Here is a 17,635-nt window from a genome sequence, read left to right as displayed (position 1 = left end):
ACCTCAAGTTGGGATGAATGCCGCGCTTATGGTCGCTTGCGCGCGCGGGCGCAAGCGTCAGACCAGGATTTGCGCGACGCGGGCGCGCAGCGCGGGAAGCAGATCGGCCTCGAACCAGGGGTTGCGCGCCAGCCAGGGCCGGTTGCGCGGGCTGGTGCGGCAGCGGCCAGATATCGGGTGCATGGTTCCGGAATTGCGCGACCGTCTCGGTCAGGGTGCCGCCAGGCTTTGCCAGATAATGCGCCTGCGCGTACGCGCCGATCAGCACCGTCATGGTGATTGCCGGCATGTGTGCGTGCGCAGCCGCGTGCCAGCGCGGCGCACATTCCGGCCGCGGCGGCAGGTCGCCGCTTTGCCGGTGCCAGGGTAGCAGAACCCCATGGGCAGCAACGCCACCTGCGCGGGATCGTAGAAGGCGGCCTTGGCGAGACCAAGCCAGCCGCGCAGCGTGTCGCCGGACGCATCGTCCCAGGGGATGCCGCTGGCATGGACCTTGCGGCCCGGTGCCTGGCCAATGAGCAGAATCCGTGCCCCATGACCGATCTGAACGATCGGGCGCGGCCCGTGCGGCAGGCTCGCTGCGCAGAGGGTGCAAGCGCGAAGGTCGCCGAGAAAATCGTCGAGCGCGGCCACTAATTCACCGATGTCGGCCTGCCTGCTCCCGCGGATGGCTCGAGCGCGGCACCGATCACTGTACGGGCGACTTCGCGCGCCGTGTCCGCCGCTGCATCCGCACCACTGACCTGCGCTGTCGCGATTGCGCCCTCGAACACCAGGGCAAGCTGGGCGGCAAGCCGCTCCGGCTGCGCAACGGCGATCTGCCGGCACTGATCGAAAATGAAGCCATGCATCATGCGCTTGAAATCGCGGCAGACCTGACGGATCGGCGAATCCGCCTGGGAAAACTCGCCCGTCGCGTTGATGAAGATGCAGCCATAGAAGTTCGGCGAACGAAACCATTCTTCCGCAGTGTCGAAGAGAGCGAGCAGCCGCGCCATAGGGTCGGCGGAGGCGCGTTCCACCTGGCTCATGAATTCGTTGCGAAACACGCTGTCATGATACCGTAGCGCCGCCAGGATCAATTCATCCTTCGAGCGGAAATAGTTGTAGATGGTCTTTTTCGACATCTTGGCGGCCGCCATGACGCGGTCAACCCCGGTGGCATGAAAGCCGTGTTCATTGAACAGGTTGATGGCGACTTGCAGCAGGTGCTCGCGTTTCGATTTGGTGGCGGCCTTGGGCTTCAAGGCGATTTCAGCGGCAGGCATCGATCCATCCAGAAACGAGTTCGTATCCCCTAAGAATAGGAAATCTGCTTTGAATCGCAAGTGCGATGCGTGGACTCCAGCGATACGGCGGCGCGCAAAAGGTCGGAATTGCCTCTTGAAAAGAAACAGAACTGTTTACATGGCTGGCGCAAGGGCACCTCGCCCATCCGTTAACACCTCAAAGAAAGGACATTGTCATGCAACGTATCCCGTCTCTCTCGATTGAAACTGCCCCGGAAGGCTCGAAGCCGCTGCTGGAAGCGGTGAAGAAGCAGTTGGGCATGGTGCCGAACCTGTTCGGCGTCTTCGCCCAGTCGCCTGCGGTCCTGAACGCGTATCTGAGCCTCAGCGGCGCACTTGGCGCGGCCAAGATTTCGGCCCAACTGCGTGAGCAGGTCGCGCTTGTGGTTGCGAGCGCGAATGCATGCGATTATTGCGCATCGGCGCACACCCTGCTGGGCAAGGGCGCGGGCGTCGCCGCCGATGAACTGGCCGCCAACCTGGCCGGGCAGTCCTCGGACGCCAAGGTTCAGGCGGCCCTCGATTTCGCGTCGGCCATCGTCAACAGCCGCGGCCATGTTGCGGACGCTGATCTGGCTGCGGTACGCGCCGCCGGCTATGGTGACGACGAAGTGGTGGAGCTGGTCGCCGTGACGATGGTGAACATCCTGACCAACTACTTCAACCATGTTGCCGCGACGGTTGTGGATTTCCCGCTGGTTTCGACCGCCAAAGCCTAACCGGCTATCCGCGCGCAACGCTCGACAGAAAGCTCCCGGTGCAAGCCGGGGCTTTTTCGTCCTTTGTCCGGCGCGCGTAACTTCTTTCCGTTATTGAACGAATGGTTCCAGTAATCGCAATCCCAGTTGCGGACGTCGTGTTATTAGGCCATGCATTAGGCGCTCAGCTGGGAGGGGCTGCTGTCTGTCGCGTTCACAGGCGGCCCCATATTGGCTGGAGAGTGTGATTGATGCAGGGCATGACGCAGAACGTGGACCGGTTTGGCAATTCCGTTTTGGTTTCGTCACCCGCCTCGCGCGACGCCATGGATTCCTTCGCGCTGGAGCTGTTGAGCCAAGGGCGCAATGCCGCCGCGATTGTCGACGCCGCCGCGCAGGACGCAGGCTGCGCGCTCCTGCAGGCCTACACGGCCTGCCTGTTCCTGTTTCTCCAGACCCGCGAAGGCTACCGGCGCGCCAGCCCCTATATCACCGCAGCGCTTCAGGCCGGGCGGCGAGCGGGAGCGCGCGTTCGTGGACGCCGTGGCGGATTGGTGGCGCGGCGATGAACACCGCGCCCTGAGGAAGTTCCAGGCGATCGCCGCGCGCTGGCCGCGCGATGTCGTGACCCTGAAAATCGCGCAGATCCTGCAGATCAACTGCGGCGACGCGCACGGCATGCGAGCGCTCATGACGCACGCGATCCGCAGCGCGGACGATATCGGCTATGCCTGGGGCCTGCTCGCCTTCGCGCTTATCGAGTGCGGTGAGACGCAGGCCGCCGAACATGCGGGGCGTCGCGCTGTAGAGATGACCCTCGACGATCCATGGGCGCACCATGCGGTGGCGCATGTGCTCACCACATCGGACCGCATTGAGGAGGGGCTGACCTGGATGCAGGGCCTGAGCCCGACATGGGATCGCTGCTCAAGCTTTATCTATACGCACAATTGGTGGCACACCGCGCTGTTGTTGCTGGACTTGGGCGACCACCGCGCCGCACTCGATCTTTACGACAATCGGGTCTGGGGTTACCGCAAGGGGCATGTGCAGGATCAGGTGAACGCCGTTTCGCTGCTGGCCCGGCTGGAGCTTGCCGGCGTCGATGTCGGCGATCGCTGGGCGGATGTCGGCGCGCATGTGGCGGCGCGCATCGGCGACACCGTAAACAGTTTTCTCGACCTGCACGCCTGGTACGGGTTGGTGCGCGCGGGCGATGACGATGGAGTCGCGAACTTCCTTGACGCCATGGAGGCCTGCGCCTGCTCCGATCGGCCGGACTCGGCGGTGTGGCGCGCGATCACGCTGCCGGTCGCCCGTGGCATGCGCGCATTCGCGGCGGGCGACTTCGCGGCGACGCTCAGTCATATGAACGGCGTGCGCGAGCAGGTGTACCGTGTCGGCGGCAGCGCCGTGCAGCGCGAGTGGTTCGAAATGATCGCGCTTTCCGCCGAGCGGGAATTGCGGGGCGAGGACGGCCGCCTGTTCAACGCCCGTATGGCGCACCTTCTGGACGCGGGGCGGGAGCGGAGCGCGCACCGCCTGGACACTCGGGCGGTGGCGTGATGGCGTCTTCCTTGCCGACCCTCGTCTCCGGTCTGTGGCAAGTCCTTGAACATGCCGGCCCGACCGCCATGATGATCGGGCTGGTGGGGCTGACCCTGCTGCTTGAGGAAGTCGCGGTGGCCTTGGGCGCAGGGCTGATCCTCAGCGGGGCGCTGAGCCCTGCACAGGCCTTTGTTGCGTTGTCGTTCGGGATCGCGGTCGGCGATCTTGGCCTCTATGGCTTGGGTAGTCTTGCCCGCCGCATCAAGGCGCTGCGCCATCGCCTTGGCATCGAGCGCGCGGAGCGCTGGCGGGGCGCGCTGCATCGGCGCATCGTGCCGGCGGTACTGCTCGCGCGCATGGTGCCGGGCCTGCGTCTGCCGACCTATTCCGGCGCCGGCTTCCTGAACGTGCCCTTCAATGCCTTCGCGCCGGCGGTTCTGCTGTCGGTGCTGCCGTGGACCGCTCTGCTGCTGTTCGCCGGGCATACCCTTATCGGCTGGTTCGAGCGCCAGTTCGGCATGTCGCCGCTGGCCGGCGCGCTTGGGCTTGGCGGCCTGGTGTTTGCCGTGTCGCTGATCGCCGGCCATCTGCGCGCGCGCAACTGAGCCATGGACTGGCCCGTGCCGCACAGGGGCATGCCGCCCCTCGAGCCTGCCGATCCGCCGATATCGTTCTTCGAATTCTGGCCGATGACCTGGTTCTATGCGCCGGTATGGGCCTACATCCTGTGGCTGATGCTGCGTCATGGCAGCATCACCGTCCCACTGTCTGCAAACCCGTCGTTCGAGGCCGGTGGTCTTGTCGGCGAGTCGAAGTCGCAGATTCTGGCGCTGGCGCGGCAGGCAGCACCCGAACACGTGGCGGATTTCACCATCTGGGATCGGCCGGCGCAACCCGCCGATATCGGGCAGGAGGCAGCGGACGTGCTGGCGGCAATCCAGTCCGCGGGACTTGAGTTGCCCCTGGTGGCAAAGCCCGATCGCGGCTGTCGCGGGGCAGGCGTGCGGGTCATCCGCGACCGGGCGGTACTCGAGCGTTACCTTGCGGCGTTTCCCTCGGTCAGCGCATTGTGCTGCAGCGCCTCGTCGACCATGAGGCAGAGGCGGGTATCTTCTACACCCGCGATCCGCGCACCGGCAGCGGCGCTGTGCGGTCGATCACGCTCAAATATTTCCCTATGTCGTTGGTGACGGTCGCGCCAGCTTGCGGGCATTGATCCATGCGGATCCGCGTGCCGGTCAGGTGCCGCACCTCTACCTGGACCGCAATGCGCATCGTCTGGACTGGGTGCCGGCCGAAGGCGAGCCGGTGCGGCTGGCGTTCGCCGGCAGCCACAGCAAGGGGCCATCTTCCGGGACGGCAGCCACCTCATCACGCCGGCCATGAGTGCCGCCTTTGACTCGGTCGCGCGCGCCATTCCTGATTTCCATTTCGGCCGCTTCGACATCCGGTTCGATGACTATCGCAACCTCCAGCAGGGCCACGGGTTCACCATTCTGAAGTGAACGGCGCCGGGGCGGAATCAACGGAGATCTGGGACGCCCGGATGACGCTCGGCCGCGCCTACCGCATCCTCATGCGGCAATGGCGCTGGGCTTTCGAGATCGGGGCCGGCAACCGCAAGCGCGGCATGCCGCCGGTGCGCTTCTTCGATTTCTGGGCACTATACCGGGAAGAGGTGCGGCTCGCCGCCGCTTACCCCTCGACCGACTGATCATGTGCCTGATTGCGCTCGCCTTGCAGCAACATCCGGATTGGCCGATCATTCTGATCGGCAACCGCGACGAATTCCATGCCCGCGCCTCCAGCGCCGCGAGCCCCTGGGAGGATGCGCCGGAAATTCTGGGCGGGCGCGACCTCGATGCCGGTGGCACCTGGCTCGCGGTTGCCCCTGCGGCTGGCCGCCTCGGTGTGGTGACCAACGTGCGTGAGCCGATGCCGCCGGCGGACGCACTGTCGCGCGGGCTGCTGGTGCGCGACTATCTGATGGGCATGCAGAGCGCCGACATGTACGCGAAGGGTCTGCAGGCAGCATCCTACCGCCCGTTCAACCTGCTGCTGCTTGATGATGCGGATGCGATTTACGTCACCAACCGGCCGGCCCCAGACTCAGCGCCTGCCGGTTGGCCTGTATGGCCTCTCCAACGGCGCGCTGGATGCGCCCTGGCCGAAGACACGGCAGTTGAAGACCCGGCTTGCGTCATGGCTCGCGGGCGACGCCACCAACCTTGAACCGTTGTTCGCCGCCTTGTCCGACGAAACCCGCGCTGCGGACGCCGACCTGCCGGATACCGGGGTTGGGTTGGAGCGGGAGCGTTTCGTCGCACCCGCCTTCATCCGATCGGAAAGCTACGGGACGCGCGCGCAGACCGTTGTGCGGATCGCAGCGGACGGGCGCGGTGAACTGGTGGAGCGCAGCTTCGGGCCGAATGGCGCAGAATTCGGCGAGACCCGGCTCAGTTTTCGCGCATCGCCTTGTCGGTAATCCGGGTGATCGGCGTCAGGATATAGTCCATAATCGAGCGCTTGCGACCGAGTACGTCGACTTCGGCGACCATGCCCGGTGTGATTTCCAGCGGCGCGCCATCCTTGCTTTTCAGAGTATCGCCCTCTGTGCGCACATGAATGAGGTAATAGAGTTCGCCAGTCTTCTCATCCGTGATCGAATCCGGCGAAATGGACTCGATGCTGCCTTTCAGTCCGCCGTAGAGCGAGGAGTCGTACGCCGTGATCTTGACGGTCGCGGATTGCCCGGTGGCGATCTGGCCGATATCCTTCGGCGACACGCGTGCCTCCACCACCAGCGTATCGTCGGAGGGCACGATCTCGACCAGCGGTTCGCCAGGACGGACCACGCCACCGATGGTAGTCACCAGCACGCGGTTGACGGTGCCGGCGATCGGCGCACGCACGTCCGTGCGGGTCACCTTGTCCTCCAGCGCCGGCAGCTCCCGGCCCATGCCCGCCAGTTCCGCCTTGGCTTCTGTCAACTCCTCGACCACCTTGGCGCGAAAGCGCTCCCGTACGGACGCGATATCGTACTGCGCCTCGCGGACCGCGGCGCGGGCGCGCTCGGTGCCAAGTTGCGCGGCGCTGTATTCGCCGGATGCCTGAGCCACACGGCCCTGCGCACGCAGCAGTTCGACCTGCGGCTCGATACCCTTCTGCACCAGCGGGGTTAGCAGCTTGACTTCCTGTTCGGCGAGCGCCAGCGCCTGCCGGGTGGTCTGGGTCTGGACCTCGGCTTCGGAAACTGCGCGTTCCGCCTGCGCCAGCCTGGCCTGGCCGACGTTCAGGTTGGCGAGCAGCTCCGCCTGGCGTGCGCTGTAGAGGGCAAGTTCAGACTGAACCATGGCTGGCGCACTGCGCTGCAGGGCGGCGGCGAATTGCGGCGCATGGCCGGCGACTTCGCCCTGCAGGCGCGCGATCTTGGCGACCAGCGCGTTGTAGCCTTCCTGGCCGTTCAGGAAATCCGCAGCCAGCTGGGTTTGATCCAGCCGCATCAGCACCTGGCCGCGCTTCACCTGCTGGCCGCGCTCGACCAGCACTTCCTTGACGATGCCGCCTTCGAGATTCTGTATCACCTGCAACTGGCGCGAGGGGATGACCTTGCCGGTGCCGCGGCTGACCTCGTCGACCTGGGCCACGGCGGCCCAGATTAAAAACAGAGCAACGAAGACGCCGATGGTCAGCAGGATCAGTTGCGCCATCAGCGACGGCTTGATCCGGCTTTCCAGCGTATCGAGTGCGGTGGCCGCGTCAGCCATCATGCGCCTCCCACGGCCACGGATTTCAAGACGTCGTCGCGCGGCCCGCTGGCGACGATCTTGCCCTTGTCGAGAATGATGACCCGGTCCACCAGTTTCAGCATCGAGGCCCGGTGCGTCACCAGTACCAGCGTGCGGCCGGCCAGCTCGCCCTCCAGCCGCGCGATCAGGGCATTCTCCGATTGCACGTCCATTGCCGAGGTCGGCTCATCCATCAGCACCACAGGCTTCGTACCAACCAGCGCGCGGGCGATGGCGATCGACTGTTTCTGGCCGCCGGACAAGCCTTCGCCGCGATCGGCAAGGCGGATATCATAGCCGTTAGGCAGTTGGCCGACAAAGTCGTGTACGCCAGCCAGCCTGGCGACCCGCAGCACCTCCTCGTCGTCGACACCGGCGTGGCGCAGGGTGATGTTGTCGCGGATCGTGCCGGATAGCAGCACGACATCCTGCAGCACCGAGCCGACGTTGCTGCGCAGATCCTCGGGGTGGATTTGCCGCACGTCGGTCTCGTCGATCATGACCGTGCCCGTGGTCGGCGCGTAGAGGCCGAGGATCAGCCGCGTGATCGTGCTCTTGCCGGAGCCGACGCGACCAAGGATCGCCACGCGTTCGCCCGGGTTGATGCGGAAGCTCACATCGTCCAGCGCCCGCCCGGTGACGTTGGGGTACTGGAAGGTGACATTGCGGAACTCGATTGCCCCGTTCAGCTTCGGTCGCCGCAGGTAGCTGCCTTCCGTGCGGGTATCGCCCGCCTGCTTCATCAGGTTGTCGATCTGGCGGTAGGCGTTGCGCGTGTGCGACAGCCGCCCGAGCAGCGACGCGATTTGCGACAGCGGCGAGACGCAGCGCCCGGCAAGGATCGAGCAGGCGATCAGGCCGCCGGTGGTCAACGCCTTCTCGTTGATGAGGAACACCCCGACGATCACGACGCCGATGTAGGCGATCTGCTGCAGCGACGCCGCGACGTTGATCGCGAACTGCGAGAGGAAGCGCGACTTGCGCGAGACCTCGGCATGCTTGTGCACGGCCTCAGCCCAGCGATCGGCCAGCATGGCACCGGCGTTGGTCGCCTTGACCGTCTCGATGCCGCTGATGGTCTCGACCAGCACGCTCTGTTTGGAAAAGCCCTGGCCCATGCCTTCGTGGGTTAGGCGGTCAAGCGAGGGCTGGACGGCGCGCGCAGCAAGGATGGTCAGCGGCACGCAGGCGAGCGGCACCAGTACGACCGGACCGCCGATAATCCAGATGACGAACAGGAACAGTATGATGAATGGCACATCGACCAGGGCGGTAATGGTGGCTGACGCGAAGAAATCGCGCAACGCCTCGAACTCGCGCACGATCCCGGCCAGCGATCCGGCCGAGCCCTTCTTGTTGGTCAGCTGCATGTCGATCAGGCGGTTGAAGATCGCGTCGCCCACTGTCTCGTCGAGGCGGTGGCCGGCAACGTCGATGAAATAGCCGCGCAGCGACCGCAGGATGAAATCGAACACCAGCACGATTGCGACGCCAACGGAAAGCGCGACCAGCGATTCGACCGCGTTGTTCGGCACCACCCGGTCATAGATCGTCATGCTGAACAGCGAGGTCGCGAACGCGAACATGTTGGTCATGGCCGCCGCCAGCAGCACCTGCAGGTAGATGCCGCGGTTGGCCTTCAGCGGCTCCGCGAGCCAGGGCGCGATCAGGGGCGGGTGGGGGCGACTTCACTCACGGCCGAGCACTTCCTTGGCTGATGAAAAACTCAACGTAACGCCGATGACATCCAGCAGTTCGCCCGTCGCGCCGAGCAGCGTGTAGCGCGCGACATCCAGCTCGGTCAGGCCATCCAGATAGCGCACTGCAGCCTCGAAGTAATCCTGTTCCGATTGCAGCACGTCGATCAGGCTGCCGCGCGCGACGCGGAACTGCTCGACGAACAGGTCCCGGGTGCGCTTGTTCGCCTCATAGGATCGACGCAGGGTCTCGGCCTGCCGTTCGAGGACGCTCATATCCTCCCAGGCGATCGAGGCCTGCCGCTCCACCTCCTTTTGCGCCTGCGATTCGTTGGCCTCGGCCTGGCGCAGGCGCTGGAAGGCCTGAGCCGCGCGTGCTGTGGCGGCACCGCCTTCAAACACGCTGTAGCGCGCCACAATCCGGCCGCGCACATCATAGTCCGTGCCGGATTCCGTAATGCCGAAGGCGGAGGCGTCAACCGCAAAGGCAATGCTCGGCCAGCGCTGCGAGCGGGTCACGCGATAGTCGCTGGCGGCGCTCTTGGTCAGCGCGTCGATGCGGGAAAGCGCTGCGTTGTTCTTGGTTGCGGTGTCGACGGCTTCGTCGCGGCTCCGGCTGGCGCCGGTTGCAGCGACCGGCCGCGTCAGGTCCGGCGGAGCGGCGAACCCGAACACTTCCAGGAAGCGCGCCTCCGCCTGTGCCCGCTGGCGGTCGAACCCGGCGATCTGCCCTTCCGCCGATGCGAGATACCCTCGACCCGGGCGACATCGCCGGCCGGGCCATAGCCCTGCTGCTGGCGCAGTTTCACATCCGCCAGGATCTGCTCGTGCCGGGCGATGAAATCCCTGCCCATTTCCACCTGCGCCCGGGCGCGCAGCACGTCGAAGTAGGCGCGGGCGGCATCGACCGCCACTTCGGTCGCCACCTGTTTGGCACCGGCTTCGGCACCGTCTATTCGATACTTCGCGCCTTCGATCCGGTTGGCCGTCGCGCCGAAATCATAGAGCAGTTGCTGGCCGCTGACCGTTGCGTCGGTGCGGGCGCGCGGTCGCGAACTCTCGATCAGGTTGCCGGTGCGGTCGCGGAATTCGCGGCTGAGGCTGCGGTCGGAGGTCACGTTGACGCCCAGGGTCGGATACAGTGCGGCCTTCGCTTCCCGCTTGGCCTGCTTGGCTTCCAGTTGCTGGGCAACCGCCTGTCCAAGCCGCGGGTTGGTGTCGACCGCGCCGCGCAGCATGTCATGGAACGGCTGCGACGCCTGCGGCGAGTCGGCGAAGCGGGTGACAACCTCATCAATCGCCGCGACGGCCCCAGGCTGCGCGTGCGCCAGCCCCGGCGAGAGCGTGAAAAGGGCGACACAGAGGAACAGGCGACTCGTCATACGGTGGCCTTTGTCGCGAATCGCCTCGCAGCGCAACATCAAAGCCGCGCGTTAAGGATAGGACTCGAGCAAGATATTGTTTCGGTAGTGTCCCAGTTTGAAATTTTGCCGCTCACCCTGAGCTTGACGAAGGAGTGAGCGGCCCGTGGTTCTGTCCAAGCTCACCACGAGCGGACTTTTCAAAATGAGACACTACATATTGTTTCTCGCGTCGTTTTCAGAATCGAAGTTCGCTTGATCGCCCGATATCCTGGTGGAGCGAGCTTCGATTCCACGACACGAGCCGGACACACCGTTACTGCGAAGCAGTGCTGTGTCCGCCGCCGCCCGCATAGTTCATGGTGATCGTCAGCGGCAGCACGCCGCCCGGAAAGTCGAAAACGACCGTGGCGAGCTTTGGTTTGGCGAAACCCAGGCGCGGATTGCGGGAAAAGCCGAAGCCGTCCGTGAACACGCCGACCTTGTCGTCGCCGTCGCGGTCATGCAGCACGAACAGGGCGTATCGACCGGGGCCGGGCACGCGCACGCAGAGCTGCGGCGTGCCGGTCTGCGGACGGGGCGCGCGTCCTGCGGAAGGTTTTGCCTTCCGATTCGGTTTTCCTCTTGCCGGCGAGCCAGGCGTCAGGGTCGTCAGAGTAGAGGTCCATGCGCAACTGGCCCTTGCGATCCTTGAGCGTCGCGATGGTCACGAGGATGGCCGGGCCTTCGCCGGATTTGCAGACATCCTTGTCCTCGCCCATCATAACCATCGGCTCCGGGGCCTGCGCGCGCGCGTGGTCCGACGCCACGGCCAGTGCGGACGCGCAGAGCAAGAGGCCAAGCAGGCGAGGCAGGCGTACCAATCAGGGCGTCCAGTCAGGCAGTGGGCGACACGGCGCGTGAAGCGCCGCGCAGACCAAGCACGAAGACGAGCAAATGACAACCGACCACGAGCGCGCCGCTGGCGACGAACATCGCAGCGATGCGCTCGGGTGGCGCGGCGATCACACCGGAGAGCGCCACGCCAAGCCCTGCGAACATCAGCTCCTTGTTCGGCAGCAACGGCACCCGGCTGAGCGCGGTGCGCGCTGCCAGCAGCACCAGCCAGGCCGACCAGCCGGCGCTTGGCAGGGCAACGGCCCACATGCCGACCTGAAACGCCAGCGTCGTAACCTGTCGCGCCAGGTGCAGCCCAAGAGTCGTGGTCGCCACATCCGCCGGCATGCGGAACAGCCGGTCGCGCACGGAGTACAGCCCGATGACGACCACCGCCACGATGACACCCGCCAGCAGGTAGGGGCAGCTTCCGGATTGGCGGCGATCAGTGCGGGCAGGTGGCCGCTGGCAACCAGCAGCAGCAGTGCGGCCACCGTCACCAGGTGGCCGGCGATCGACGACAGGATCGCGACATCCTTCACCGTGTGCAGGATCTCGGAATTCTCGCGGCCGATCCGGTTGCGCGCCCAGCCGAACAGATAGGCGTCGCCGGAATATTCGACGAACGCCTCGTTGAGCACGCGCTTGCGTACGAACAGCGGCAGCGCGCGCCATGGCAGCCCCAGAGCCGCCGGTAGATCGCGGTCTCGAATAGCGGCAGGCTGAAATAGAAGCCCAGGAACAGAATGTAGAACCAGGGCGATTCGGGCAGGGCGTTCAGGGTCTCGCGCCAGCCGACGGCATTGAGGCGCAGCACCAGAAAGGCGATGACCAGCGCCACCACGCCAAGCCGTGCCAGCGCGGCAATGTGCTTGCCCGCCGGGGTCGCCGCGGCGTCTCTGGCGAACCCGATCCAGCGTCGCAGCCGCACCTCATGCCGCGCTGACGAGCGCGTCGTGCGGTGCCTGGCCGCGTGCAGCAAGGACGGCGGCATAATGCTGGAACAGCGCCATGAAATGCGCCTCCGGCGTCTGCACGCGCGACACGGCGGCGGCGCGGGCCGCCTGCGTCGTGGCAGCGCGGTCACGCGCGGCCATCCGCAGGATCGCCCGTGCGGCATCGCGGGCATCGCCCGGCGCATAGACTTCGGCATAGGCCGGGTGCGCAAGATCGACCGCGCCGCCGCGATTCGGCACGATCAGCGGCAGCCCGGCACACAGCGCCTCGGCAATCCCGAGCCCGTAGGTCTCGGCGGCGCTGCCGTGCAGCAGGGCGTCCGCGCTCGCCATCATGCGCGCGAGCAGCTGCCGGTCACGCACGATGCCGGCGATATGGACGGTGGGGACCCGCCGGGCCGCCCGCTCGGTCCAGGCGCGGGTCGGCCCGTCACCGACGATCACCAGCCCGACCGGGCGCTGCGCATTGGCGCGCGCCACCGCGCGCACCAGCATACCGAGCCGCTTTTCCGGGTGGTGGCGGCTGACCGTCAGCAGCAGGGTCGCATCCGCCGAGGCCGCAGCGCTCCAGCAGCGCACGCCGCAGATCGGGGTCGCGCAGGCTGGGCGAAAAGCGGGATTTGTCGATTCCGAACGGCACGGCGGTCACATCGCGAAGGCCGTGCTGGCGCAGCCGGTCGCCCAGCCAGGCCCCGGCGGTGATCGTGGTGTCGTAGCGGGCGTTGAGGCGGCGCAGATAGGCCCAGAACCAGCCGAACAGGCGGTCGACCGTCCCGACCGGCAGCCAGCGGTCGAGCAGGGTGTGCGGATAGACCGCCACGGTATCCTGGTGGACGATGAAGGATTTGAGCGCCGTGCCGGGCCAGCGCGCGACCGCGCGGCCGCCGTACCAGGGGAGGAGCCTTCCACCACGTCCGGCCGTTCGGCGTCGAGCAGGCGCCAGATCTTCTCCTGGTCGACAAAGCGGTAATAGCGCTTGTCGAGCGGCTCGTGCGGGCTGGCGACCCAGAGGATCCGTCCGTCCGGCCGGTGCTCCTCGGCGTCGTGCGGGCCGGGTGCAATGATCACCGCCTCGTGGCCGAGCGCGTGGGCGGCGGCGAGCTTCTGGTTGATGTAGGTGCGCACACCCCGCCCAGATCGGCATAGAATTCAGCGACATCGACGATCTTCACAGGGTACGGCGCCTCGTGCGAATCAACGGCATGGTGCGCTTCTGCCCGCCAATTCTGGCAAGACCGAGGCCAAATACGGTAGTGGGTCATTTTGAAATTCTGCCGCTCACCCTGAGCTGGACGAAGGGTTGAGCGGCTCGTGGTTCGTCAAGCTCACCACGAGCGGTTTATTCAAGATGACCCACTACCCCAAATACGGGCGCAATGTCAGGCAGCGAGCGCATCCCGGTAGGCATCCACGACGCCGAGCATGATGGCATCCCAGGTGAAGTCGGCGGACGCCGCGACGCTGGCCGCCGCCATGTCGGCGCGCAGGGCCGGCTCGGTCAGGAGCTGGCGCACCGGGGCGACAAAACCGTCCGGCTCGCGCGGCGGCACCAGGAAGCCGGTCGTGCCGTGGCGCACCAGCGAGCGCGCGCCGGTCGCATCGGCGCACACGGCCGGCACGCCGCTGGCCATGGCCTCCAGCGTCACGTTGCCGAAGGTCTCGGTGACGCTGGGGTTGAGGAAGATGTCGCTGCTGGCGTAGGCGCGCGCCAGCGCTTCTCCGGTCTGGAAGCCGGCGAACACGGCGCTGGGCAGGCGCTGCTGCATCCAGGCGCGCTCCGGCCCGTCGCCGACGACCAGGGCGCGGTGCGGCACGTCTTGCGCGCGCAGGGCGTCGAGGGTGCCGGCGAACGCCTCCAGGCCCTTCTCCAGCACCAGCCGCCCGACGAAGGCGACCACCGGCTCCGCATCGTCGATGCCGAGGCCGCGTCGCCAGCCGAGGTCGCGCCGGTCCGGGTTGTAGAGCGCACGGTCGACGCCACGGCTCCAGATCCGCACATTCTCGCTAAGGCGCTGGGCGTGGATTTCCGCCGCCATGCTCTCGGACGGCGCGAGCACTGCCTGGCAGCGCCCGTAGAAGCGGCGCAGCCGGGCGATCACGAACGGCTCCAGCCAGCCCAGCCCGTAGTAGCGCAGATAGGTCTCGAACCGGGTGTGAAAGGAAGCGACGGCGGGGATGCGCAGTCTTTCAGCCAGCGCCAGCGCGCCCCAGCCGAGCAGGTCCGGCGCGGAGAGGTGGATGAGCGTCGGCGCGAACGCCTCGACATCGCGGCGGATTTTCGCCGGCAGACCGAGCGCGATGCGGTATTCCGGCCGGCGCGGCACCGGCACCGAGGGCACCGAGATCAGCGTGCCGGTCGGCGGGAACGCCGGCGGGTCGATGGTCGGCGAATAGACGCGCACCGGCACGCCATGGCGCTCCAGGAACGCCACCAGCCGGTTCAGGCTCTGGTTCGCGCCGTCGCGCACATAGTTGTAGTTGCCCGAGAACAGCGCGACCCGCAGTCCGGGCGGAAACAGGGGCGAGGTGGGGAGCGAGCATGGACGTCCGGAACGGGTGAAAGACCTGCCGGCCCTAATCGCCAATCGTGGCGAACTTGCGGCTGCTTTGCGCAGGATGCCGGCAGGGGTGCGGCGCGCGCAGCCAGGCGGCGGGAGCGGCATCAACCTTGGATATCGTTGTCATCGATGCGCCCCCTGTAAGAAAACCAAAACCGACAAATTCGCTTTGTTCGATCCGCAACTTGGCACTGTCGGTCACGTAGATACGATGACCGTTGAGCTGTCTGAAAATCTTGGCACCGCCCAGGTCTTGCCGGCGGAAAACCTCATCGCCCGGTGGGCACCTTAAAGAAATGAGGCCTTGGCCAATTTCCTCAAAACTTGCGTTGGACTTTGCAACGTCGATGGCTTCGACAATGCGGACGACATCGCACAGCCAATAGGGCGGCCCCTCATGGTCGCCGTCATCCAGGCGCAGGATGGTCTCAGCGCGCACACAGTCGAACGCGCCGGGGTCGATCTCCAGCAGCAGACGCATCAGGCGATCGGAAACCAACCAAAGCCCGATATCATTAATGATATCGTACCAGACCAGCGGTGCGTCCGGATCGCTGCGGTGCTCCAGCCACTCGGCATCGCTGCGCAGATCGAACAGGAAACGCGGCGGTTGCTCCATTGCCGGCAGGCCACTGCCGTAACGTACCGCTCCTGGCTGCCCCGCTAGCGGCCCGGGATATGGATAGGGTGGCTTGTTCAACCAAGTGGACCTGATCTGGTCGTCAAACACCGCTAGTGCCCAGACTACTTCACGCACTGCTGCATCCGCGACAAAGCCCATGTCGGCCCAATAGTGGCCGATATCGGCGTTGCCGATGATATGCTTCAGCGGATCGGTCACAATGAAGCAATCCAGGTGACGCTGGCGGAAGATGACGGCGTCGCCAACGTCCGACGCCCGAAAAATCATCGACCCTTCGCGCAGCACCACCGACGGCCGGCCATCGCTCAACGTCTCGAGCCGCGTGCGCGAGCGCTCATAGTCAAGCGCGTCGACAACCCGCACCGCCTCGATCAGCCAATAGGGCGGCCCTGGGCGCCAGCCGCTGGCGTCGCGCAGCACCGTCTCGACGCGGGCGTAGCGGATGCCCGCCGGGTCGGCATCACGCAGGATGCCGAGCATGCGATCGGAGACCAGCAGCGTGCCGGGCTGATTCTGAAGGATATGCTGCCACGACAGCAGTTTCTCCGCGCCGTGGAAGTTTGCCCTGTCCGCCAGATCGCCGGTAAAGTCGAACAGGATGCGCGGTGCCTCGGGCGGGGTCCATTCCCCGGCGGCAGCGCGGGCGCATCCTCCGGCCGGCTCAGCCAGGTGAATGGCGGCTGGTCTTCCTGCGCCTGTAGATGCCATACGCGCACTGTCATATCTGCCCCGTCCTATGCCTCTGCACCATGATCGCCGACACTGCTACCGCTTCATCCAGCCGCCGTTCGAGCGGGCTCAGGCAGCAAGAGCGGTGCGCGTGCTCAAGGCTGCGCGCACGGCCAGGCGGCGGGGCGGCGGCGCACTGGGCGGAGGTACCGCGATAGGCCTGGCCGGCCTTCATGACGAAGTTGACCTGTTCCAGCGCGCGGATGTCCGCCAGCGGGTCCCGGCTCACCGCCACGAGGTCCGCGACCTTGCCGGGGCGATGCCGCCCAGCGTCCTGTCGCCGATCGCGTCCGCCGCGACCGCGGTGGCGGACTGGATCGCCTGCGCGGGGTCATGCCGTAGCGGACCATGATGGCGAACTGCCTGGGGTTGTCGCCGTGGGGTAGACCCCTGAGTCGGAGGCGAACGGCAGCTTGATGCCCATCCTGACCGCCTTGGCGAAGTTCTCGCGCTGGATGTCGGTGGTCTCCCGGTTCTTGCGCATGGATTCTTCCGGCACGCCGTTCTTCTTGCCCTCGGCCTCGGTGTAGTCGCCGTTGTAGATGTCCATGTTGACGAAGGTGCCGGCGGCCCTGGCCATGCGCAGCGCCTCGTCGTCGATGTAGCTGGCGTGCTCGACGGTATCGACTCCGGCGCGGATCGCGCGCTTGATGCCTTCTGCGCCATGGGCGTGGACGGCAACCCGGCGCTTGTGGTCATGGGCTTCTGCGATCAGCACGTTCACTTCCTCCTGGGAATATTGCGGCGCGCCAGGGTCGGTGCCCTTCGAGAACACGCCGCCGGTCCCGCAGAATTTGATATGGTTGACGCCGAACTTGACGTTGCGGCGGATCATGGCGCGCACCGCGTCCGGCCCGTCGGCGACACCTTCAGCGGAAAAACGGTATTCGGGTGCCAGGTTGTTCTCATCGCAGTGGCCGCCGGTGATGCCGAGCGCCGGGCCGGAGGCGAAGATGCGCGGGCCGGGAATCTCGCCGGCGTTGATGCCGTCGCGCAGTGCCACGTCGCCGTAGCCGGCCGAGCCGACATCGCGGATCGCGGTGAAGCCGGCCAGCAGGGTCTTGCGCGCGTTTGCAGCGCCCAGCACGGCGGCGCGGGCTGGCGTGATGTTGTAGCTCGTAGGGCGGGATGGTCGGATCGCCGGTGATGTGGGTGTGCAGGTCGATGAAGCCGGGCATGACCCACTGGCCGCTCAGGTCGACCACTTTCGCCGTCGCCGGCACGGCAAAGCCGCGCCAGGGCTGGACCGCCGTGACCATGCCGCCCTCGATCAGCACCGCCCGGTCCGCAACGAACGTGCCGGCGGCGCTGTCGAACAACTGGCCGGCATGGACGACGACCAGCGGTTCGGCGGCATAGGCCGGGGCGGCGAAAGCGGCGGCGAGGCCGCGCAGGCCAGCAGACGAGACTTCATAAACTCTCCCTTGTCGGCTCGGCCCTCCCGGGCCGAACATGCGACAGGGTGGCGCAAAAGGCGGCGCTTTCCAAGAGG

Annotated in this window: 25 protein-coding genes and 1 pseudogene; 11 read left to right on the top strand and 15 right to left on the bottom strand. The window is 66.2% G+C overall.

From position 1 onward, the window contains the following. Window positions 1–57 precede the first annotated feature (57 nt). The 3 genes from E6W36_RS21750 to E6W36_RS17790 all read right to left on the bottom strand — a co-directional run bounded on the left by E6W36_RS21750 (window position 58) and on the right by E6W36_RS17790 (window position 1,268). Window positions 58–183 (bottom strand): hypothetical protein, encoded by a 126-nt coding sequence (locus E6W36_RS21750; protein ID WP_342776794.1) that lies wholly within the window; start codon window positions 181–183, stop codon window positions 58–60. 87 nt (window positions 184–270) lie between these two features. Further along, window positions 271–633, bottom strand: a complete 363-nt coding sequence (locus E6W36_RS21745) for a uracil-DNA glycosylase family protein (protein WP_342776793.1) — start codon at window positions 631–633, stop codon at window positions 271–273. Next, window positions 633–1,268 carry a TetR/AcrR family transcriptional regulator gene (locus tag E6W36_RS17790; protein WP_246048111.1) on the bottom strand — a complete coding sequence of 212 codons (636 nt, stop codon included), beginning with the start codon at window positions 1,266–1,268 and terminating at the stop codon, window positions 633–635. The genes E6W36_RS21745 and E6W36_RS17790 overlap by 1 nt, the downstream gene beginning before the upstream one ends. A gap of 197 nt (window positions 1,269–1,465) precedes the next feature. Between E6W36_RS17790 and E6W36_RS04310 the strand changes: the two genes are divergently transcribed. The 9 genes and pseudogenes from E6W36_RS04310 (at window position 1,466) to E6W36_RS04275 (ending at window position 6,020) form a co-directional block, all read left to right on the top strand. Further along, a complete protein-coding gene (locus E6W36_RS04310) occupies window positions 1,466–2,008 on the top strand; it encodes a carboxymuconolactone decarboxylase family protein (RefSeq protein ID WP_222873868.1) in 543 nt (180 codons plus the stop codon). Between the two features lie 239 nt (window positions 2,009–2,247). Next, window positions 2,248–2,556 carry a hypothetical protein gene (locus tag E6W36_RS04305; protein ID WP_222873867.1) on the top strand — a complete coding sequence of 103 codons (309 nt, stop codon included), beginning with the start codon at window positions 2,248–2,250 and terminating at the stop codon, window positions 2,554–2,556. Beyond that, the gene (locus tag E6W36_RS04300; RefSeq protein WP_222873866.1) at window positions 2,522–3,553 is read left to right on the top strand and encodes a tetratricopeptide repeat protein; all 1,032 of its coding nucleotides are present in this window, start codon (window positions 2,522–2,524) and stop codon (window positions 3,551–3,553) included. The genes E6W36_RS04305 and E6W36_RS04300 overlap by 35 nt, the downstream gene beginning before the upstream one ends. Then, window positions 3,553–4,140, top strand: a complete 588-nt coding sequence (locus E6W36_RS04295; RefSeq protein ID WP_222873865.1) for a DedA family protein — start codon at window positions 3,553–3,555, stop codon at window positions 4,138–4,140. The genes E6W36_RS04300 and E6W36_RS04295 overlap by 1 nt, the downstream gene beginning before the upstream one ends. A gap of 3 nt (window positions 4,141–4,143) precedes the next feature. Further along, a complete protein-coding gene (locus E6W36_RS04290) occupies window positions 4,144–4,725 on the top strand; it encodes a hypothetical protein (protein ID WP_222873864.1) in 582 nt (193 codons plus the stop codon). 13 nt (window positions 4,726–4,738) lie between these two features. After that, window positions 4,739–4,921 (top strand): hypothetical protein, encoded by a 183-nt coding sequence (locus E6W36_RS04285; protein ID WP_222873863.1) that lies wholly within the window; start codon window positions 4,739–4,741, stop codon window positions 4,919–4,921. Continuing rightward, window positions 4,918–5,040, top strand: coding sequence for a hypothetical protein (locus tag E6W36_RS20310; RefSeq protein WP_281277441.1), 123 nt, complete (start codon window positions 4,918–4,920; stop codon window positions 5,038–5,040). Before E6W36_RS04285 ends, E6W36_RS20310 begins: the two co-directional genes overlap by 4 nt. Window positions 5,041–5,081: 41 nt before the next feature. Next, complete coding sequence (locus tag E6W36_RS04280) at window positions 5,082–5,249, top strand: hypothetical protein (RefSeq protein WP_222873862.1); 168 nt, start codon at window positions 5,082–5,084, stop codon at window positions 5,247–5,249. Between the two features lie 2 nt (window positions 5,250–5,251). Continuing rightward, a pseudogene (locus E6W36_RS04275) lies at window positions 5,252–6,020 on the top strand (NRDE family protein). Here the strand turns inward: E6W36_RS04275 and E6W36_RS04265 are convergent. From E6W36_RS04265 to E6W36_RS04215, 11 genes are all read right to left on the bottom strand, one after another. Beyond that, the gene (locus tag E6W36_RS04265; protein WP_222873860.1) at window positions 5,992–7,302 is read right to left on the bottom strand and encodes an HlyD family type I secretion periplasmic adaptor subunit; all 1,311 of its coding nucleotides are present in this window, start codon (window positions 7,300–7,302) and stop codon (window positions 5,992–5,994) included. The pseudogene E6W36_RS04275 and the gene E6W36_RS04265 overlap by 29 nt on opposite strands. Continuing rightward, window positions 7,302–8,990: a type I secretion system permease/ATPase gene (locus tag E6W36_RS04260; protein ID WP_342776843.1), complete on the bottom strand. Its 1,689-nt coding sequence runs from the start codon at window positions 8,988–8,990 to the stop codon at window positions 7,302–7,304. Before E6W36_RS04260 ends, E6W36_RS04265 begins: the two co-directional genes overlap by 1 nt. A gap of 21 nt (window positions 8,991–9,011) precedes the next feature. After that, complete coding sequence (locus E6W36_RS04255) at window positions 9,012–9,695, bottom strand: TolC family protein (RefSeq protein WP_222873859.1); 684 nt, start codon at window positions 9,693–9,695, stop codon at window positions 9,012–9,014. Then, complete coding sequence (locus E6W36_RS04250) at window positions 9,665–10,402, bottom strand: TolC family protein (protein ID WP_222873858.1); 738 nt, start codon at window positions 10,400–10,402, stop codon at window positions 9,665–9,667. The genes E6W36_RS04255 and E6W36_RS04250 overlap by 31 nt, the downstream gene beginning before the upstream one ends. Window positions 10,403–10,697: 295 nt before the next feature. Beyond that, entirely contained in the window at window positions 10,698–11,027 is a 330-nt protein-coding gene (locus tag E6W36_RS04245) for a DUF2141 domain-containing protein (protein WP_246048254.1), read from the bottom strand. Between the two features lie 230 nt (window positions 11,028–11,257). After that, complete coding sequence (locus E6W36_RS04240; protein WP_222873857.1) at window positions 11,258–11,656, bottom strand: hypothetical protein; 399 nt, start codon at window positions 11,654–11,656, stop codon at window positions 11,258–11,260. Between the two features lie 139 nt (window positions 11,657–11,795). Next, window positions 11,796–12,188: a hypothetical protein gene (locus E6W36_RS04235; RefSeq protein ID WP_222873856.1), complete on the bottom strand. Its 393-nt coding sequence runs from the start codon at window positions 12,186–12,188 to the stop codon at window positions 11,796–11,798. A 1-nt stretch (window position 12,189) separates the two neighbouring features. Further along, window positions 12,190–12,792 carry a glycosyltransferase gene (locus E6W36_RS04230; RefSeq protein ID WP_222873855.1) on the bottom strand — a complete coding sequence of 201 codons (603 nt, stop codon included), beginning with the start codon at window positions 12,790–12,792 and terminating at the stop codon, window positions 12,190–12,192. 66 nt (window positions 12,793–12,858) lie between these two features. Continuing rightward, the gene (locus tag E6W36_RS04225; protein ID WP_222873854.1) at window positions 12,859–13,338 is read right to left on the bottom strand and encodes a glycosyltransferase; all 480 of its coding nucleotides are present in this window, start codon (window positions 13,336–13,338) and stop codon (window positions 12,859–12,861) included. Between the two features lie 254 nt (window positions 13,339–13,592). Then, complete coding sequence (locus E6W36_RS04220; RefSeq protein ID WP_222874393.1) at window positions 13,593–14,732, bottom strand: glycosyltransferase family 4 protein; 1,140 nt, start codon at window positions 14,730–14,732, stop codon at window positions 13,593–13,595. 55 nt (window positions 14,733–14,787) lie between these two features. Beyond that, on the bottom strand, window positions 14,788–16,122 hold the full coding sequence (locus tag E6W36_RS04215; protein WP_281277440.1) for an imm11 family protein: 1,335 nt from the start codon (window positions 16,120–16,122) through the stop codon (window positions 14,788–14,790). 28 nt (window positions 16,123–16,150) lie between these two features. Here E6W36_RS04215 and E6W36_RS17785 point away from each other — a divergent pair, with 28 nt between their 5' ends. Next, on the top strand, window positions 16,151–16,495 hold the full coding sequence (locus tag E6W36_RS17785) for a hypothetical protein (protein WP_246048109.1): 345 nt from the start codon (window positions 16,151–16,153) through the stop codon (window positions 16,493–16,495). On the opposite strand, the gene E6W36_RS17780 is transcribed toward E6W36_RS17785, so the two are convergent. Further along, window positions 16,475–17,230: a metal-dependent hydrolase family protein gene (locus E6W36_RS17780; protein ID WP_246048108.1), complete on the bottom strand. Its 756-nt coding sequence runs from the start codon at window positions 17,228–17,230 to the stop codon at window positions 16,475–16,477. The genes E6W36_RS17785 and E6W36_RS17780 overlap by 21 nt on opposite strands. A 41-nt stretch (window positions 17,231–17,271) precedes the next feature. Between E6W36_RS17780 and E6W36_RS17775 the strand changes: the two genes are divergently transcribed. Next, window positions 17,272–17,502 (top strand): hypothetical protein, encoded by a 231-nt coding sequence (locus E6W36_RS17775; RefSeq protein ID WP_246048107.1) that lies wholly within the window; start codon window positions 17,272–17,274, stop codon window positions 17,500–17,502. Window positions 17,503–17,635: the final 133 nt, after the last annotated feature.

Origin of the sequence: Hankyongella ginsenosidimutans (assembly GCF_005144965.1) — a bacterium.
Classification (GTDB): domain Bacteria; phylum Pseudomonadota; class Alphaproteobacteria; order Sphingomonadales; family Sphingomonadaceae; genus Hankyongella; species Hankyongella ginsenosidimutans.
The sequence above is the reverse complement of the archived record's forward strand: the minus strand, read 5'-3'. Positions and strand labels throughout refer to the sequence as shown.

Excerpts from the sequence above, each read along its gene's own strand:
- E6W36_RS21750 (WP_342776794.1), bottom strand. The coding sequence starts at position 183 with ATGCACCCGATATCTGGCCGCTGCCGCACCAGCCCGCGCAACCGGCCC.
- E6W36_RS17790 (WP_246048111.1), bottom strand. The coding sequence starts at position 1,268 with ATGCCTGCCGCTGAAATCGCCTTGAAGCCCAAGGCCGCCACCAAATCG.
- E6W36_RS04310 (WP_222873868.1), top strand. The coding sequence starts at position 1,466 with ATGCAACGTATCCCGTCTCTCTCGATTGAAACTGCCCCGGAAGGCTCG.
- E6W36_RS04305 (WP_222873867.1), top strand. The coding sequence starts at position 2,248 with ATGACGCAGAACGTGGACCGGTTTGGCAATTCCGTTTTGGTTTCGTCA.
- E6W36_RS04295 (WP_222873865.1), top strand. The coding sequence starts at position 3,553 with ATGGCGTCTTCCTTGCCGACCCTCGTCTCCGGTCTGTGGCAAGTCCTT.
- E6W36_RS04290 (WP_222873864.1), top strand. The coding sequence starts at position 4,144 with ATGGACTGGCCCGTGCCGCACAGGGGCATGCCGCCCCTCGAGCCTGCC.
- E6W36_RS20310 (WP_281277441.1), top strand. The coding sequence starts at position 4,918 with ATGAGTGCCGCCTTTGACTCGGTCGCGCGCGCCATTCCTGATTTCCAT.
- E6W36_RS04280 (WP_222873862.1), top strand. The coding sequence starts at position 5,082 with ATGACGCTCGGCCGCGCCTACCGCATCCTCATGCGGCAATGGCGCTGG.
- E6W36_RS04265 (WP_222873860.1), bottom strand. The coding sequence starts at position 7,302 with ATGGCTGACGCGGCCACCGCACTCGATACGCTGGAAAGCCGGATCAAG.
- E6W36_RS04250 (WP_222873858.1), bottom strand. The coding sequence starts at position 10,402 with ATGACGAGTCGCCTGTTCCTCTGTGTCGCCCTTTTCACGCTCTCGCCG.
- E6W36_RS04215 (WP_281277440.1), bottom strand. The coding sequence starts at position 16,122 with ATGGCATCTACAGGCGCAGGAAGACCAGCCGCCATTCACCTGGCTGAG.
- E6W36_RS17785 (WP_246048109.1), top strand. The coding sequence starts at position 16,151 with ATGCCTCTGCACCATGATCGCCGACACTGCTACCGCTTCATCCAGCCG.
- E6W36_RS17775 (WP_246048107.1), top strand. The coding sequence starts at position 17,272 with ATGGTCGGATCGCCGGTGATGTGGGTGTGCAGGTCGATGAAGCCGGGC.